The 17,378-nt window shown below is 47.7% G+C and carries 13 protein-coding genes; 7 read left to right on the top strand and 6 right to left on the bottom strand.

Going from position 1 to position 17,378, the window contains the following annotated elements; genetic code table 11:
• Positions 1-33: 33 nt before the first annotated feature.
• Both PKI34_01715 and PKI34_01710 read left to right on the top strand, forming a co-directional pair.
• Complete coding sequence (locus PKI34_01715) at positions 34-573, top strand: OmpH family outer membrane protein (protein ID HNS16522.1); 540 nt, start codon at positions 34-36, stop codon at positions 571-573.
• Positions 574-659: 86 nt separating this feature from the next.
• Entirely contained in the window at positions 660-1,178 is a 519-nt protein-coding gene (locus PKI34_01710) for an OmpH family outer membrane protein (GenBank protein ID HNS16521.1), read from the top strand.
• Between the two features lies 1 nt (position 1,179).
• Here the strand turns inward: PKI34_01710 and nadB are convergent, their stop codons facing one another.
• From nadB to PKI34_01690, 4 genes are all read right to left on the bottom strand, one after another.
• Positions 1,180-2,778, bottom strand: a complete 1,599-nt coding sequence (nadB, locus tag PKI34_01705; protein ID HNS16520.1) for an L-aspartate oxidase — start codon at positions 2,776-2,778, stop codon at positions 1,180-1,182.
• Between the two features lie 5 nt (positions 2,779-2,783).
• Complete coding sequence (gene odhB, locus PKI34_01700; GenBank protein ID HNS16519.1) at positions 2,784-4,016, bottom strand: 2-oxoglutarate dehydrogenase complex dihydrolipoyllysine-residue succinyltransferase; 1,233 nt, start codon at positions 4,014-4,016, stop codon at positions 2,784-2,786.
• Positions 4,017-4,038: 22 nt separating this feature from the next.
• A complete protein-coding gene (locus PKI34_01695) occupies positions 4,039-6,855 on the bottom strand; it encodes a 2-oxoglutarate dehydrogenase E1 component (GenBank protein ID HNS16518.1) in 2,817 nt (938 codons plus the stop codon).
• Between the two features lie 177 nt (positions 6,856-7,032).
• Positions 7,033-7,200, bottom strand: coding sequence for a 4Fe-4S binding protein (locus PKI34_01690; GenBank protein ID HNS16517.1), 168 nt, complete (start codon positions 7,198-7,200; stop codon positions 7,033-7,035).
• 254 nt (positions 7,201-7,454) lie between these two features.
• Between PKI34_01690 and PKI34_01685 the strand changes: the two genes are divergently transcribed.
• The 4 genes from PKI34_01685 (at position 7,455) to PKI34_01670 (ending at position 13,974) form a co-directional block, all read left to right on the top strand.
• Positions 7,455-9,308, top strand: coding sequence for a 2-oxoacid:acceptor oxidoreductase subunit alpha (locus PKI34_01685; GenBank protein HNS16516.1), 1,854 nt, complete (start codon positions 7,455-7,457; stop codon positions 9,306-9,308).
• Positions 9,308-10,342, top strand: coding sequence for a 2-oxoacid:ferredoxin oxidoreductase subunit beta (locus tag PKI34_01680; GenBank protein ID HNS16515.1), 1,035 nt, complete (start codon positions 9,308-9,310; stop codon positions 10,340-10,342). Before PKI34_01685 ends, PKI34_01680 begins: the two co-directional genes overlap by 1 nt.
• A 52-nt stretch (positions 10,343-10,394) precedes the next feature.
• Positions 10,395-11,729 (top strand): tRNA lysidine(34) synthetase TilS, encoded by a 1,335-nt coding sequence (gene tilS / locus PKI34_01675; GenBank protein HNS16514.1) that lies wholly within the window; start codon positions 10,395-10,397, stop codon positions 11,727-11,729.
• A gap of 94 nt (positions 11,730-11,823) precedes the next feature.
• Positions 11,824-13,974 (top strand): cytochrome c biogenesis protein CcdA, encoded by a 2,151-nt coding sequence (locus tag PKI34_01670; protein HNS16513.1) that lies wholly within the window; start codon positions 11,824-11,826, stop codon positions 13,972-13,974.
• Here the strand turns inward: PKI34_01670 and PKI34_01665 are convergent.
• On the bottom strand, positions 13,971-15,371 hold the full coding sequence (locus PKI34_01665) for a dipeptidase (protein ID HNS16512.1): 1,401 nt from the start codon (positions 15,369-15,371) through the stop codon (positions 13,971-13,973). The two genes, PKI34_01670 and PKI34_01665, sit on opposite strands and share 4 nt — an antisense overlap.
• A gap of 149 nt (positions 15,372-15,520) precedes the next feature.
• Between PKI34_01665 and gap the strand changes: the two genes are divergently transcribed.
• On the top strand, positions 15,521-16,537 hold the full coding sequence (gap, locus tag PKI34_01660; GenBank protein HNS16511.1) for a type I glyceraldehyde-3-phosphate dehydrogenase: 1,017 nt from the start codon (positions 15,521-15,523) through the stop codon (positions 16,535-16,537).
• A 3-nt stretch (positions 16,538-16,540) separates the two neighbouring features.
• On the opposite strand, the gene PKI34_01655 is transcribed toward gap, so the two are convergent.
• A complete protein-coding gene (locus PKI34_01655; protein HNS16510.1) occupies positions 16,541-17,320 on the bottom strand; it encodes a UDP-2,3-diacylglucosamine diphosphatase in 780 nt (259 codons plus the stop codon).
• Positions 17,321-17,378: the final 58 nt, after the last annotated feature.

Here is a 17,378-nt window from a genome sequence, read left to right as displayed (position 1 = left end):
ACGCTCCCTCGAATCAATTTAACTTTCATAAACATGGAAACACGTATCAAGAAAAACCTGCTGATTGCCTTCCTGATCCTGGGCGCCTCCTTCACAGGCCAGGCCCAGAAATATGCATTCGTCGACACCGATTACATCCTGAAGAACATCCCCGAATACAACGATGCACAGTCGTTGCTGGATGATATGGCTGCTGAATGGCAAAAGGAAATAGAGGATAAATACACCGAGATCGATCAACTTTATAAATCTTACCAGGCTGAAGCGGTCTTGTTACCTGAAGAGATGAAGAAAAAAAGAGAAGATGAAATCATAAAAAAGGAACAGGCAGTGAAGGAATTGCAGCGTCAGCGCTTCGGCAAGGACGGTGACCTGTTCAAGAAAAGACAGGAACTGATCAAGCCCATCCAGGAAAAAGTCTATAACGCAATTGAGGAAATGGCAGTCCAGCAGAATTATGCGATCATCTTCGACAAGGCGGGCAGTCTGAGTATGCTGTATGCCAATGAAAAATACGACCTCAGTGATGATGTGCTGAGTAAACTTGGATATTCATTTGATTCCGATAAATAATTCCTGAAAACACTTGTTTAATGCCCGCACTTTGAAAAAATGTCTAAATTTGCACGCTTTCTCTTATCACTTAAACAGTTATAAAAATGATGAAGATTATAGTTAAGTTGATGATCGTACTGACATTCAGTACCCTTACCCTTGGGATTAGCGCCCAGAACCAGGAAAAATTCGGCCATATAAATTTTGCAGATCTGTATGCACTGATGCCAGGACTTGACTCAGTGAGGACAGTTTATGAGAAATATGCAGCCGGTGTGCAGGAACAGTTTGATGCAATGCAACGGGAACTGGAAACAAAAATTGCTGATTATCAGAATAATCAATCAACAATGTCGGAAATAATCCGCCAGACAAAAGAGCGTGAGATCACTGATTTGCAAACCCGGATGGAAGCCTTTCAGGCATCGGCACAGCAGGACCTCCAAAATAAAGAAGTGGAACTGACCTCACCCATCATTGAGAAGGCGCAGAATGCTGTGAAAGAGGTTGCCAAAGAAAATGGCTATACCTACATACTGAATTCAACAGGCGGCATGCTGTTATTTGCAGATCCGGGTGACGATGTCACCGAGCTGGTCAAGAAAAAGCTGGGATTACAATAATTCAACCCATTTCGTTTGAAACGCTGAATTCATTTGCCTTGGAGCGTGGATAATCAATCGAGTAGTGAAGCCCGATGCTTTCTTTGCGATCCAGGGCAGCTTTAATGATCAGGTAACCAAGGTTGATCAGGTTCCTTAATTCACATAGCTGCTTGGTTATGATGGATTTCTGATACAGCTCCTCGGTTTCCCTGTAGATGATCTCCAGGCGTTGCAATGCCCTTTTCAACCTTAAATTTGACCTGACAATGCCAACATAGTTGGTCATCACGGCCTGCAACTCTTTCATGCTCTGCGTGATCAGGATCATTTCTTCGTTCAGTACGGTTCCTTCATCATTCCAGTCCGGAATTTCATCGCACAGCCCTGTTGTTTTGATCTGTTTTATGGCATCCACGCTTGCACGGTGAGAAAACACCAGGGATTCGAGTAACGAATTGGAAGCCAATCTGTTGGCTCCGTGAAGCCCCGTAGAGGCACATTCCCCTGAAGCATACAGGTTCCGTATGGAGCTCCGGCCCCATTCATCCACTTTGATACCTCCGCACAGATAGTGGGCTGCGGGATTGACCGGTATCATCTCGTTGGTGATGTTGATGCCTATGCTCAGGCACTTGGCATAAATATTCGGGAAATGATTGACCAGCTGATTTTTATCGAGATGCCTGCTGTCAAGGTAAACATATTCATCGCCTGATATTTTCATTTCGTTGTCGATCGCCCGTGCAACCACATCCCGTGGTGCCAGGGAGCCACGCTTATCATACTTGTACATGAACTCGTTGCCCTGCCGGTCCTTCAGCAGTGCACCGAATCCCCTCATCGCCTCTGTAATGAGAAAAGCCGGCCGTTCAGCCGGGTGATACAACGCTGTGGGGTGAAACTGGAAGAATTCCATGTCCGTCACCCTGCCTTTAGCCCTGTATACCATGGCAATACCGTCACCCGTGGCAATCTGGGGGTTGGTGGTAACACTGTAAACATTCCCGGCACCACCGGTGGATAACATCGTGGTCCTCGCCAGAATGGTAAGGATCGAATGATCCTCCAGATTCAAAACATAAGCTCCATAACATTGAATGTCTTTGTTCCGGCGGGTCACTTCAATACCGAGATGATGCTGGGTGATGATGTCGATGGCGAAATGATTCTCGAGGATCTCAATATTGGGATGACTCGTCACCCTTTCCAGCAGGGTTTGTTCAATTTCCTCACCCGTTTGGTCCTTGTAATGAAGAATCCTTTTTTCCGAATGGCCTCCTTCCCGGGCGAGGTCATATTTCCCTGATTTTTCCTTATCGAATTCAGCGCCCCAGGCAATCAACTCCTTTACACGCTCGGTGGATTCCGTTATGGTGATCCTGACGATCTTTTCATTGCTGAGATGATCCCCTGCGATCATCGTATCCCGTATATGCTTTTCGTAGGTGTCGGGTGTGTACATGACTGCTGCAATTCCCCCCTGGGCATAACGTGTGGCGGTTTCGTTGGCCCTGGTCTTCGTGACAAGGCATACACTGCCGTGATCGGCCACTTTGAGTGCATAACTCAGTCCGGCAATGCCTGAGCCTATGACCAGAAAATCAATTTTTTTTCTCATCGGACTTAAAGATTCAATAATACTTTGAACGGATCACCCCCGGCGTACAGGAGTTTGATGGGATCCTCCAGCATTTCCCTGACCTTCACCAAAAAACCGACGGATTCACGTCCATCAATGATGCGATGGTCATAGGAAAGGGCAATGAACATCATGGGGCGGATTTCGACTTTACCTTCAATGGCCACCGGCCGGTCCATTATTTTATGCATGCCCAGAATGGCACTTTGAGGAGGATTCAGAATGGGAGTGGACATAAGCGATCCAAAAACACCTCCATTGGTGATGGTGAACGTACCTCCTGTCATCTCCTCCAGTGTGATTTTATTTGTCCGGGCTCTTTCGGCCAGTTCTTTGATGCGAATTTCGATATCCGCAAGCGTCATGCTTTCCGTATTTCGAAGTACAGGCACAACCAGACCTTTTGGAGCGCTCACCGCAATTCCAATGTCGATAAAGTGATGATAGACAATATATTCGTCATCAATCTGGGCATTGACAGCCGGGTAGAGGCGAAGTGCTTCTGTTACTGCCTTTGTGAAAAACGACATGAATCCCAGTGAAACGCCGAATTTCTGCTTGAATGCGTCTTTGTATTGATTTCGGATTTTCATGATCATGCTCATGTCAACCTCATTGAAGGTGGTCAGCATGGCTGTCTGGTTCTTTACGGCAACCAGCCTCTGGGAGAGCTTGAGCCGGAGTGTGGACATTTTTTGTCGCTCAATTTCCCTTTCTGAACGCCCGGAAGGCGTATCAGCGGCCTCCTCCGGCTTGGTGGCTACAGATGCGCGAGTCTGTTCAAACTTTTCTACTTCCTTACGGCTAATACGGTAGCTGCCATAGCGACCGACCATTTCCTGCGGAGTGATCTGGTTCTCTTCCATGACTTTCCTGGCCAGAGGCGATACACGGACGGGAGGTTGTTCTGCCTTTTCTTCATGCGAAGGCGGTTCAGGGATCTTTTCTGATCCGCCGGAATCTCCTCCGCTCCCGGCCGAGGCCGTTGTCGTAATGGTTCCGATGACGGTTCCGATGTCAACGGTTGCCCCTTCAGGGGCCAGGATATGGAGAACGCCTTCCTGCTCCGCAGTAATGCTCAATGTTGCCTTATCAGAGTCAATCTCGGCAAGTTCAGTGTCTTTTTGTACATGATCCCCATCGCTCTTCAGCCAGCTGGCTAGCTGAACCTGGACAATGGATTCGCCCGGAGAGGGAACTTTGATTTCAATGGTCATCTTGGCGTAGTGGATTATTTTTTTATTTTTTCTGATTGACCTCCATCCATTCTTGCTCAAACTGCCGCCATTTATTTCCGATGCAGACCATCCGGCATTCTTCCTTTAACCGGTGACAGTCACACTGGTCAAAGGTCTTGGTGACAATTTTACGTTGCTGGACCTGGTGAAACCTGGATGAGCCTGTTGCCGGGCTGCCGCTGGCCGGCCGGGCAATCACTTTCAGGGTGATGCCTTCCTGAAGCAGGCGCTCATGGATGTAATTCCAGGCCCCCATGTTCACCGGTTCTTCCTGTACCCAGATCAACCGCCGGGCTTTGGAGTATTTTTGAATCGCCTGCCGGATCAGGTCAAGTGGCAGGGGATAAAGTTGCTCAATGCGGACCAGGGCTATATTCCTGGCGTCAATCTTTTCCTTCTCTTCCAGCAGGTCATAATACACCTTGCCACTGCAGAAGGCAATCTTATCAATATCATCTGCCACAGCCGAATCATCATCGATTACCTCCTGAAAGCCACCTGTCGTAAGATCTGAAAGGGAGGAAACACAACGTGGATGCCTCAGCAGGCTTTTTGGCGTAAAAACGACCAGCGGTTTCCGAAACGGCCTTTTAAGCTGCCTGCGAAGGATATGGAAAAAATTGGCGGGTGTTGAACAGTTGGCAATCTGCATGTTTTGTTCGGCACACAGGTTCAGGAAGCGCTCCAGACGCCCCGATGAATGCTCAGGGCCCTGCCCCTCGTATCCGTGGGGTAACAGCATCACCAGATGATTCATCACATTCCATTTATCTTCCGCACTGCTCAGGTACTGATCAAAAATGATCTGGGCTCCGTTGCTGAAATCACCAAACTGAGCCTCCCAAAGGATAAGGGCATTCGGGGAAGCCAGTGCATAGCCGTACTCGAAACCGAGAACCCCGTATTCCGACAAATGAGAGTTGTAGATTTCGAATCTTCCCTGGTCTTTGTCCAGATGGCAAAGAGGCGTATACTTTTCCTCGGAGTCCTCAATGGTCAGGACCGCGTGGCGATGTGAAAAAGTCCCCCGCTGGGAGTCCTGTCCTGAAAACCGGATGTGGATCCCTTCTGATAACAGGGTTCCATAAGCCAGCAGTTCCGCCATCGCCCAGTCGAACCTGCCGTGGGTCAGCACCATCTCGCGCCTGTCCTCCTGCATTTTGACCGTTTTTCTGAAAAATTGCTTTTCCGGTGGTAAAGAGGTGATCTTTCGCGTAACAGAGTGGATCAGGTCCTGTTGAACAGATGTTTCAGGGGAGTGGTTGAAATCATCCGCTGTGGCCTTCCTGAATGCAGCCCAGTCATCTTCAAGAAAAGATGTAATATGGGCCCGCTCAATCTCTTTTGACCTTGCAAGGGATACTTCCAGCTGGTCATTAAAATCGCTCTCCATCCGTTCAGCCTTTTGCAGATCGATCATTCCCTGTTCCAGCAATTTTTTCATATAGATCTGACGTGGATCCGGATGTTTTTCAATGATCCTGTAAAGGATGGGCTGCGTGAACCTTGGCTCGTCTCCCTCATTATGTCCATATTTACGGTATCCCAAAAGATCGATGAAAACATCCTTCTGAAATCTGTTCCTGAATTCCATTGCGAGCTCAACAGTGAACGCCACGGCCTCCGCATCATCTCCATTTACGTGAAAAATGGGAGACTGAATGGTTTTGGCTACATCTGTGCAGTAGATGCTGGTTCTTGCATCCAGGTAGTTTGTTGTAAAACCAAGCTGATTGTTTACAATCAAATGAATCGTCCCACCGGTTTTGTACGCTTCCAGTCCCGACATCTGAATGACCTCGTAGACCACACCCTGACCGGCAATGGAGGCATCTCCGTGGATCAGGACAGGAACAATTTTCGTTTCATCCCCGTGAAACTGATGATCAATTTTCGACCTGACAATTCCTTCCACCACCGGATTCACGGCTTCCAGGTGAGAAGGGTTGGGTGTCAGGGTCAGCCTGACTTTTTGCCCACCCCTTGTGCTTCGATGAGCTGTGAATCCCAGGTGATATTTGACATCCCCCAGCAAGGCCTCATCCTCATAGGCAATCCCCTCAAATTCACTGAAAACTACCTGATGGGATTTTCCAAGGATATTGGTAAGAACATTCAACCTGCCACGGTGAGGCATTCCGATCACTAATTCCTCAACGCCAAGACTGGCTCCCTTTTCAATCAAAATATCCAATGCCGGAATAAGGGACTCTCCTCCTTCCAGGGAAAAACGTTTCTGACCGGGAAATTTTTTATGAACAAATTTTTCGAAGCTTACCGCCTCGGTCAGTTTCTGGAGGATCTGAATTTTTTGTTCTCTGGAAAAGTGGGGTGTGTTGCGGCTTGATTCCATTTTCGTTTTGAGCCAGTTCATCATTTCACTATTCCTGATGTAAAAATATTCAGCGCCAATTGACTGGCAGTAGGTCTGCTCCAGGAAGGAAATGATATCTTGTAACCTGGCTTTTCCGATCCCGATCTCAACGCCGGCTTCAAATGTCTGCTCAAGATCCTCAGTGCTAAGTCCAAAATTTTCAAAGGAAAGGGTAGGGGAATAGGTGCGGCGTGATCTTACAGGATTGGTTTGGGTGAACAAATGCCCCCTTTTACGGTATTCGTTAATGAGGGTGATTACACTGAACTCTTTGGAGGAAATAATTTTATCCTGATTTGTCAAAAAAGAGCCGCCTGCAAATTCATATCCTTCAAAGAATTTTCTCCATCCGAAATCAACGGAATCAGGATTGGCCTTATAGGTTAAATACAATTCTTCGAGCTGTGCCAGATCACTGTTGGATAAATAGGAATAGGTATCCATTTAGTCAGAGGTGTAATGATGTTGTGCAGCAAATGTATGAATTTATGACGAAGTATTTACTGTGCCGCCCCGGGATGGTCGGGGATGGCTGATATAAAAAAAAAGTCCACATCCTTAGGATGTGGACTTTCCTGTTGAACCAGAAAGTTCAGATTTCAATCTATACTCTTTCGATGATTATTCAGGATGGATTGCTTCTACAGGACAAACATCAGCACAGGTGCCACAGTCGGTGCATACGTCAGGATCAATCACATAAATATCACCTGCGGAAATGGCTTCAACCGGACATTCATCAATGCAAGTGCCGCAAGCTGTACAATCATCAGAGATCTTATAAGCCATGGTTAAAGAGGTTTTGGTTAATAATTAAAGTGCATCAATTGAAATTGATGGTACAAAAGTATTTTTTTTTCTGTTACAGGATACAGGTTTCGAAAATTTAGTTTTGGTCTAAACAATCAATAATAATTCAATGTTACGGCAAGTTCTGATGGTGACCAGGGTGGTTCAAGCCATTGTAAGGATTAAAAAAATGCTGAAAGTTAAGTTGGATGGAATATTGTCTTTACCTTTGCAGCTGTTATAAAAATAACAAGATGGGCATTAAAAAGCGTAAAATCATTGAGTTGGAAGATGCAGTGGTCAAGTTTGCCGGTGATTCCGGTGACGGTATGCAAATGAGTGGAACTCAGTTTTCTGACACCTCTGCATTTGTTGGGAATGATATTTCAACATTTCCTGATTATCCTTCCGAGATCAGGGCGCCCCAGGGAACCGTCGCCGGTGTTTCAGGATTTCAGGTGCGCATCGGAAGCAAAGACATCAAAACCCCCGGTGACCTGGCCGATGTACTGGTGGCCATGAATCCTGCAGCCCTTAAAACCAACCTGAAGTGGGTGAAACCAGGTGCAACGATTATCATTGACAGCGACAATTTCGATGAAAAGAACTACCAGAAAGCAGGATTTACATCCGATCCGCTGGAAGACGGAACACTCGACGGCTATAACGTCGTAAAGGCCCCCATAACGTATTTGAATTTTGCCACGGTGAAAGAACTGGGTCTGGATAGCAAGACAGCCGAAAAAACAAAGAACCAGTTTGCTGTTGGAATACTTTACTGGCTTTTTGACCGCAGCCTGGAGTATGGTGAGAAGTTTCTGGAAGAACGGTTTAAGAGCAAAACCATCCTGGCTGACGCCAACAAGAAAGTTTTGAGGGCAGGCTATCATTTTGCTGAAACCCTTGAAACACTCGATTCCCGTTTTCAGATCATTCACGACCGGGAAAGGAAAGGCAAATTCCGGAATATAACCGGCAATACTGCGGTAGCCTGGGGTTTCATAGCCGCCTCTGAACGTTCAGGCAGGCATTTGTTCCTGGGATCCTACCCGATCACCCCTGCTTCGGAGATCCTTCAGGAGCTTGCGAAAAGAAAACAATTGGGCGTCAAGGTCTTTCAGGCAGAAGATGAAATTGCAGGGATCAACTCGGCCATCGGAGCCAGCTTCACAGGTCATCTTGGCGTTACGACCACTTCCGGCCCCGGGCTTGCATTGAAGAGTGAAGCTCTTGGATTGGCTGTCATTACCGAACTGCCACTGGTAGTGGTCGATGTTCAGCGGGGAGGACCTGCTACGGGTTTACCCACCAAAACAGAGCAGGGAGACCTTTTACAGGCATTGTACGGCAGGTGCGGAGAAAGCCCTGCAGTGGTCGTCGCAGCTTCCTCTCCTTCTGATTGCTTTGATTATGCGTATATGGCCTGTAAAATAGCCATCGAACACATGACCCCGGTGATCCTCCTCACCGACGGATACCTGGCCAACGGATCTGAACTCTGGAGCATACCCAAAATAGCCAGTTTACCTCCAATTGTACCCCCATTGGTTGCTGACAATGATCCGGATTATAAACCCTACCGGAGAAATCCTGATAAATTGAGCCGCTACTGGGCCATCCCCGGACAGGAAGGACTTCGCCACCGGATCGGCAGCCTTGAAAAGGAAGATGTCACCGGCTTTGTATCCCAGGATCCACTTAACCATGAAAAAATGGTCAGGCTCAGGGAAGAGAAAGTTCAAAGAGTGGCCAATTACATCCCCGAACTGAAAGTATGGGGTGAACCTACCGGCGACCTGCTCGCCGTGGGATGGGGAGGAACCTATGGAGCCATGATCAGCGCGGTCCAGGAACTTCAGCAACAGGGAAAACGTATCAGCCTCGCACAGTTTAACTACATCAAACCCCTGCCAAGAAATACCGAAACCGTATTTGCGGGATTCAAGAAAATCATCATCTGTGAACTGAACCTGGGTCAGTTTGCAATGTACCTCAGTGCACTTTTTCCACAGTTTAAATATTTGAAACATAATAAAATTCAGGGTCTTCCATTTATGATCGAGGAGCTGAAACAGAAATTCAATCAAATTCTGGAGGGTAAAGAATAATGGACCAGCGTATTGAAACCAAATCCGATCAGCCTGCACTGACCAGAAGCGATTTTAAACTTGACCAACCGGTTAAATGGTGCGCAGGATGCGGCGACTACGCTATCCTGTCTGCGGTGCAAAATGCCCTGCCGGAAATCGGGATGAAAAAGGAAAACATCGTATTTGTATCTGGCATCGGATGCTCTTCCCGTTTCCCTTATTATATAAACACTTATGGCTTTCACGGCCTTCACGGCAGAGCTGCAGCGGTCGCAACGGGAATTAAAATTGCCAATCCGGAACTGAGTGTCTGGATGGTTACCGGCGATGGAGACAGTATGGCGATCGGCGGTAACCATTTTATACATATCCTGCGACGCAACATTGACGTCAATATCCTTATTTTTAATAATAAAATCTACGGACTAACAAAAGGACAATATTCTCCCACATCTCCCAAGGGATTGAAAACCAAAACATCTCCTGACGGGACCATCGAGCCCCCCTTCATTCCCGGTGAACTGGCCATGGGAGCCCAGGGTACCTTTTTTGCCAGGGCTATTGATACAGAACCCAAACAGATGACCGATATCTTTATCAAAGCGGCCCGGCATGATGGGACCTCCGTGGTTGAAATACTGCAAAACTGCGTCATCTTTAACAATAAGATCCATCAGGAAATTACGGGAAAGGATGTTAAGGACGACCGCACAATCTACCTGGAACATGGCAAACCGATGATCTTCGGTGTTAACCGCGATAAGGGTCTGGTGCTGCACGGATCGGGACTGAAGGTTGTCCGTCTGGGAGAAGATGGCATGACGGAAAATGATCTTTTGGTTCACGATGCCTATACACCCGACATCGCATTGCATTATATGCTGACCAGGATGGCCTATCCTGAGTTCCCCGTAGCTACTGGCGTTATCCGGTCGTTCCCCTCCGAACCCTACGATCAGGCTCTGGAACGGCAGGTGATCCGAAGTATGGAAGAATCCAAAATCAAAACACTGGAAGAATTGATCAACGCCGGCAACGTCTGGCAGATCTGATCGTGTGGCCTTTTACCCTCCGGGGCTTTCTTTCCTTATCTTTGTGCCAACTATGCTTGCTGCATTCCTACACTATATTGAAAGGGAATCCCTGTTTTTACCTCATCAGGCTGTGCTGCTTACGGTCAGCGGGGGAATGGACTCAGTGGTGATGGTGGAGTTATTCCGGCAGGCCGGATTCCAGTTCGGCATCGCACATTGTAATTTTTGCCTGAGAGGAGAGGAATCAGACAAGGAAGAATCGTTTGTGAAAGAACTGGCAGCAAAACTTGACGTACAGTTCTTCTCCAGAAGTTTTCAGACCGGACTCTTTGCCAGGCAGAATTATGTTTCGGTTCAGATGGCTGCCAGGGAACTCCGATACCGGTGGTTCAACGAACTGCTGAACACGCAGAATTTCGATTATGTGGCAACCGCCCATCACCTGGATGACCAAATCGAAACCCTGCTGTTGAATCTTGTAAGAGGAACCGGGCTGAATGGGCTCCAGGGTATCCGCTCAAAACAGGGACGGATCATCCGGCCGCTGATGTTTGCGACCCGTCAGGAAATTGAACGATTCCAGCAAGCTCGTGCCATCCCGTTTTGCCTGGATTCATCCAACCTGTCCGACAAGTACACGCGAAACAAGATCCGTCATGAAATAATCCCGGTGCTGAATTCAATCAATCCGGACTTTCGCAATGGAATGACTCAGACCATTGAAAGGTTGAGGGACGCGGGAATGATCGTAAAGGATGAGATCCATCAAAAAGGGAAAGGGGTATGTTCCGGTAAGGAGAATGACCTTTTCATCAATATTGCCGGGCTTCTGAAGTTATCCCCGGTGACGGCCTACCTGACTGAATTTTTGGCTCCTCTGGGATTCAATTATCCAACCATTAAAAAAATCGGAAGCTCCCTGACCGGAATGTCAGGAAAGTTCTTTCTGTCACCAACCCACTGCCTTCTTAAAGACAGGACCCAACTGATCGTTAAACCCCTGGATGTTTCCACCCCCGTATCTGCCGTTGAATTTTACATTGATAGTGATGTTTCCCGTGTGAACGCTCCTTTATCCATGAGCTTTGAAAGAATAGAGGTCAAAGAGGATTTTCAGCCTGATAAGCGTCCCGGGGTAGCCCACCTTGATCTTGCCTTGATCAGGTTTCCGCTTTTATTGAGAAAATGGAAAAAGGGAGATCATTTTCATCCTTTTGGGATGAACCATCCGAAAAAATTGAGCGATTTCTTCATCGACGAAAAATTCACTCTGTTCGACAAGCAAAATGCCTGGATCCTTGAATCGGATGGAAAGATCATCTGGCTTGTCGGTCACAGGATCGATCACCGGTTCCGCATCACTTCCGGCACAAAGCAGGCTTTAAGGATTGAATTGCAGCGGTAAGGACTCCTCCAGCCAGGAGAATTTATCCAGGCTAACTTTTTTCTGTGGGCCCATGATTACCATTTCATTACCTTTGCACCCAAAATATGGATATATGAGACTATTAAGCAAGGATATACGTATGGGCAGACTCTTGCTGTTCATGTTTTTTTTGGTCGGTTTTTTAAAATTGCAGGCCCAGATCTATGAGCCTGTCAGCTGGAGTTTTAGCAGCCGGTTGATCAGCCCTGCTGAGGCAGAGCTTCTTTTTAAGGCTGAAATTGAAAACAAATGGCACCTTTACTCCCAGGATATTCCGATGAGCCCGCCGGCCACCACCTTTACCTTTGAGGATGTGAAAGGATATGAGCTGGTGGGAAAGGTTACCGAGCCCGCCGCTCTTGAGGAGTATGACCCAAACTTTGAAATGGTCCTCAAGTATTTTGCTGATGAGGTGACCTTCAGTCAAAAAATCCGTTTGCTGACCAAGGATCCCGTCACCGTGAAAGGTTATGTGAACTTCATGTCGTGTGATGACGAAAAATGTTTACCGCCTGCCGATGAAGAATTTGAGTTTACTTTTAACAAAGAGGCTAAAACAGTTGGATCCACCGTTGATTCCACACCCAGTGGTGAAAAGGTATCGGGCGTCCCGGTTGCACCTGTGACGACCCTTGATCTTTCAGGTGATACCCTTGCTTCCCTTACGGAAACCGATTCGACGGATCAACCTCTGGCACAAAGCACCCTGGAAGACTCTGCTGCAGGTACAAAGGAAAAGAGGTCGCTGTTCTATTTTTTTCTCATCTCCGTGCTTGCGGGATTTGCCGCCATTCTTACCCCCTGTGTATTCCCGATGATCCCGATGACGGTCACGTTTTTCATGCACGACAATGAAAGCAAACGCAAGGCCAGATTCCAGGCGATCGTTTATGGTTTCTCCATCATCGCCATCTATACAGTGATTGGAACCGTCGTGGCCATCACACTGGGACCCAATTTTGCTAATTTCCTGAGCACCCACTGGCTCCCCAACGTCTTGTTCTTCCTGGTCTTCCTGGTCTTCGCAGCCTCCTTCCTGGGAGCCTTTGAATTGACCCTGCCCAGCCGGCTGGTTACCCGTTCCGATCAAAGGGCCGACAAAGGTGGCATTTCCGGGGCTTTCTTCATGGCCCTCACGCTGGTGCTGGTCTCTTTTTCCTGCACCGGGCCACTTGTCGGTGCAATCCTGGTTGAGTCAGCAGGTGGACAGATCCTCAAACCGATCGTGGGTATGTTTGGTTTTGCCCTGGCATTTGCACTCCCTTTCACACTTTTCGCTTTTTTCCCATCCTGGCTGGCCAACCTGCCAAAATCAGGCGGATGGCTGAATGCAGTCAAGGTGGTGCTTGGCTTCATTGAACTGGCGCTGGGATTGAAGTTTCTCAGTATTGCCGATCAAACCTATCATTGGGGTATACTTGACAGGGAAGTGTACCTGGCTTTCTGGATCGTGATTTTTACACTGATGGGATTTTACCTGCTGGGGAAACTGAAATTTGCTCACGATTCGGACCTCCCGTATATCAGTGTAACACGCATCATATTGGCAATCATTACTTTCACGTTTGTGGTCTATATGACACCCGGGATGTTTGGTGCTCCTCTTAAAGCTCTGTCAGGATATATTCCGCCGCAGTCAACCCATGATTTCGACCTGAATAACATCATTCGGGAAAATGTCAAGCTGGTCGTTGGCTCCGGAACGAATGCATCGGGAGGCATCCGGCAACCGGCCGAGATCTGTGACAAGCCCAAGTACAGCGATTTTCTGCATCTTCCGCACGGACTCGAAGGCTATTTCGACTATGAGCAGGGAATGGCCTGTGCCAGGAAGCTCAATAAGCCTGTATTCATCGACTTCACAGGTCACGGTTGTGTCAACTGCCGGGAGATGGAGGCCAATGTCTGGTCGAATCCCAAAGTTCTTCAGCGACTGAGAGAACAATTTATCATCATTGCCCTTTACGTCGATGATAAGACTCCATTAGCGGAGAACGAATGGATAACCTCCACCTACGATGGTAAGATTAAAAAGACCGTAGGTAAAAAATTTGCGGATTTTCAGATCACCCAATTCAATGTGAATGCTCAGCCGTTTTATGTCCTGCTGGATCATCACGGGGAAAAACTGGTTCCCCCGAGAGCTTATGACCTCGATGTGGATGAATTTATCGACTTTCTCGATAAAGGGATCGAGGAATTCAAAAACCGTTCTCAGCACTAAGCTGTCGGGGACATCCCTGCTTTTTTTGCCAGCGCGGCAAAATGCTGATAAAAGTAGGTGATCGTTTCGATGCCTTTGAAGAACTGGTGCAATGAATAATTCTCATTGGGGGAGTGTATGGCGTCGGATTCAAGGCCAAATCCCATCAGAATGCTTTTCAGGCCAAGCTTTTGCTCAAAGGTTGAAATGATCGGTATGCTTCCCCCGCTTCTTACCGGGACAGGTTTCTTTTCATAAGCTTCCGCATATGCCCTCTCAGCTGCCTGATAGGCGATCATGTCGGTGGGGGATACATAACCCTGTCCCCCGTGCAACGTTTTGACGCTGACATTGACATAGGGCGGGGCGATTGTTTTGATATGTTGTTCGAACAACCGGCTTATTTTCAGGTGGTCCTGATTGGGCACCAGCCGCATGGAGATTTTTGCCCAGGCCTTGGCCGGCAGGACAGTCTTGGCTCCTTCACCGGTATAGCCGCTCCACATGCCGTTCACATCCAGCGTTGGCCTGATACCCGTGCGCTCCATCGTGGAATAACCTTTCTCCCCCCATATTTCCCCAATCTTCAGCGACTCTTTGTAAGCCTTCAGATCAAAGGGTGCTTTTGCCATCTCCAGCCGCTCAGCCTGGCTGATCTCCAGCACATCGTCGTAAAATCCGGGAATCGTGATCCGGTTATCCGAATCATGCAGTGAAGCAATGATTTGTGCTAGTATGTTCGCGGGATTGGCCACCGCACCACCAAAAATCCCGGAGTGCAGATCCCTGTCCGGACCGGTCACTTCGATCTCCATATAGCTCAGTCCACGCAATCCAACCGTAATGGAGGGTATATCCTCCGCGATCATGCTGGTATCGGAAACCAGGATGATGTCGGCCTTAAGCATTTCCCTGTTGTCATCACAAAAATTGCCCATGTTTACCGAACCGATTTCTTCTTCTCCCTCGATCATGAATTTCACATTACACGGTAATTGACCGGTTTTGTTCAGGTACTCGAAGGCCTTGGCATGCATGAACGACTGGCCTTTGTCGTCATCCGCTCCCCTGGCATAGATCCTGCCATCCTTGATGACCGGCTCAAAGGGATCTGTTTTCCATAATTCCAACGGATCAACCGGCATCACATCCATATGGGCATAGACCAGAATGGTTGGTAACGCCGGATCAATGATTTTTTCAGCATAAACGATCGGATTTCCGCTCGTGGGAAATATTTCGGCTTTATCGGCGCCGGCATTGAGAATGATTTCTTTCCAGTATTCAGCTGCTTTTTGCATATCCGGTGCATGCGAAGCAATGGTGCTGATCGACGGAATGCGTATCAACCCAAACAACTCTTCAAGAAACCGGTCTCTGTTAACCTGGATGTAATCCTTGATCATTGGTTTTGTCATGGTGATTAAATGAATGATGATGAATAGTTTATTGACTTTTCAGAATGAAATCCGGTGACTTCAGATTTCAGTCAAAATTAAGAAATTCGGACGACATTTAAAAGCAAATAGCCGAAATGCGTACCTTTGAAATTTCCAAAAAGCGCATCATGGATCGTATAAGGCTGGCTATCAATGGTTTTGGGCGGATTGGCAGGATTACATTCCGGGAATTGCTTAAAAGTAAACGAATTGACCTGATTGCGGTCAATGATCTGGCAGATGCAGTAAACCTTGCTCACCTTGTGAAATACGATTCCATCCAGGGTGAATTCCGGGGCCGGGTCCGGGGAGAAAAAGATGGTCTCCTTGTAAATGGAAAAAAAATCCACGCATTTTCACTCCCTCAGCCCGACAACCTGCCGTGGAAGGAGCTGGATATTGATGTCGTGATTGAAGCTACGGGCGAGTTCACTACAAAGCAGCTGGCAGAACTGCATATCCAGGCAGGGGCCCGGAGGGTGATCATTTCGGCACCTTCGATAGGGCCCGAAGACAACGTCAAATTCATCGTAATGGGAATTAATGACGACATTTTGAGCCCTCACGACACGATCATTTCCAACTCCTCCTGTACGACCAACTGCGTGGCCCCCCTGATCAAAATCCTTGACGACAACTGGGGAATTGACGAAGCTTTTATTACTACCATCCATTCTTATACGCGCGACCAGAATCTGATTGACGGACCGCATAAAGATTTCCGTCGTGGAAGGGCAGCGGCCTGTTCCATCATCCCTACGACGACAGGCGCAGCGAAAGCTTCATCCCGGATTTTTCCTCATCTGGAAGAAAACCTGGGTGGAGCCGGCATCAGGGTTCCGGTGGTGAACGGCTCCCTGACCGACCTGACTTGTACCGTTCAACTGCCAGCCAGCGTTCAGGATATCAATGCTGCCTTCAAAAAAGCAGCCCGGGGCCCAATGCGCAAAATCCTCCAATATACATTTGATCCCATCGTGTCGGCGGATGTCATCGGCAATACGCATTCTGCCATTTTCGATGCAAACCTGACCGCTGTCCTGGGGAAAAGAAGAGACCTTGTCAAAGTCGTGGCATGGTATGATAATGAAGCCGGTTATGCTGCCCGGCTCGTCGATCTGGTAGAAAAATGGTTCTCCCTCTGATGCTCAGCTGAAGTATTTAAGCTCCACTTCCTGGCCGTCGAAGACGACATACGAGAAATTCGTGATCCAGTCACCAATCAGGAAAAAATGAGTCGTGTCATTGATGGTTAAATGAACGGGCAGGTGATGATGCCCGAAAATGAAATAATCGATCCCGGGCTCCGATTCCAGGATCCGCTGACTGTGCTGATAGAGCCGTTGCGTTGGAATGTTGACCACCTCTGCCTTTTTCTTTTCACGGGCAATTTGTGCATATTTGCTTCTTTTCGAAAAAAATAGTCCCAGCCTCGTACCGATATCCGGATGCAGCCATCTGTACAGCCACTGATTCAAGGGGCACTCAAACGTTCTCTTCAGAAATTTGTATCCACGGTCACCAGGACCGAGACCATCGCCGTGCGCCAGGTAAAATCGTTTTCCGTTCAATACCCTGATCTCCGGATTACGGTGAAGGGTGATGTGCAGTTCCTTGTTCAGGTAATCAAACGCCCAGATATCATGATTCCCCTTGAACAAATGCACCGGGATGCCGGCATCGGTGATTTCTGCAAGCTTACCCAGAAACCGGGTAAAACCCTTTGGAATGACCGTTTTATACTCATACCAGAAATCAAACAGATCTCCCATCAGGTAGATTTCAACTGCATCTTTCCTGATCTCATCCAGCCAGCGTATTAATTTCCTTTCCCGTTCAAGGCTGCTCCTTGAGTCGGGTATGCCAAAATGAAAGTCAGACACAAAGTAGATCTTCCCTTTTGACTGATCTGTGGTCAGAGAGTTCACTGCAACGTATGTTTATGATTCAAAATTTCTGGTAATTTTTTTCAATGTAAATCCGATC

Source organism: Bacteroidales bacterium, from assembly GCA_035342335.1.
GTDB lineage: Bacteria > Bacteroidota > Bacteroidia > Bacteroidales > JAGONC01 > JAGONC01.
Note: the sequence above shows the minus strand (reverse complement) of the source record. Positions and strands in the feature narration are given on the sequence as shown.

Excerpts from the sequence above, each read along its gene's own strand:
- PKI34_01710 (HNS16521.1), top strand. The coding sequence starts at position 660 with ATGATGAAGATTATAGTTAAGTTGATGATCGTACTGACATTCAGTACC.
- nadB (HNS16520.1), bottom strand. The coding sequence starts at position 2,778 with ATGAGAAAAAAAATTGATTTTCTGGTCATAGGCTCAGGCATTGCCGGA.
- gap (HNS16511.1), top strand. The coding sequence starts at position 15,521 with ATGGATCGTATAAGGCTGGCTATCAATGGTTTTGGGCGGATTGGCAGG.
- PKI34_01680 (HNS16515.1), top strand. The coding sequence starts at position 9,308 with ATGGACCAGCGTATTGAAACCAAATCCGATCAGCCTGCACTGACCAGA.
- PKI34_01685 (HNS16516.1), top strand. The coding sequence starts at position 7,455 with ATGGGCATTAAAAAGCGTAAAATCATTGAGTTGGAAGATGCAGTGGTC.
- PKI34_01715 (HNS16522.1), top strand. The coding sequence starts at position 34 with ATGGAAACACGTATCAAGAAAAACCTGCTGATTGCCTTCCTGATCCTG.
- PKI34_01665 (HNS16512.1), bottom strand. The coding sequence starts at position 15,371 with ATGACAAAACCAATGATCAAGGATTACATCCAGGTTAACAGAGACCGG.
- odhB (HNS16519.1), bottom strand. The coding sequence starts at position 4,016 with ATGACCATTGAAATCAAAGTTCCCTCTCCGGGCGAATCCATTGTCCAG.
- PKI34_01695 (HNS16518.1), bottom strand. The coding sequence starts at position 6,855 with ATGGATACCTATTCCTATTTATCCAACAGTGATCTGGCACAGCTCGAA.
- PKI34_01670 (HNS16513.1), top strand. The coding sequence starts at position 11,824 with ATGAGACTATTAAGCAAGGATATACGTATGGGCAGACTCTTGCTGTTC.
- PKI34_01690 (HNS16517.1), bottom strand. The coding sequence starts at position 7,200 with ATGGCTTATAAGATCTCTGATGATTGTACAGCTTGCGGCACTTGCATT.
- tilS (HNS16514.1), top strand. The coding sequence starts at position 10,395 with ATGCTTGCTGCATTCCTACACTATATTGAAAGGGAATCCCTGTTTTTA.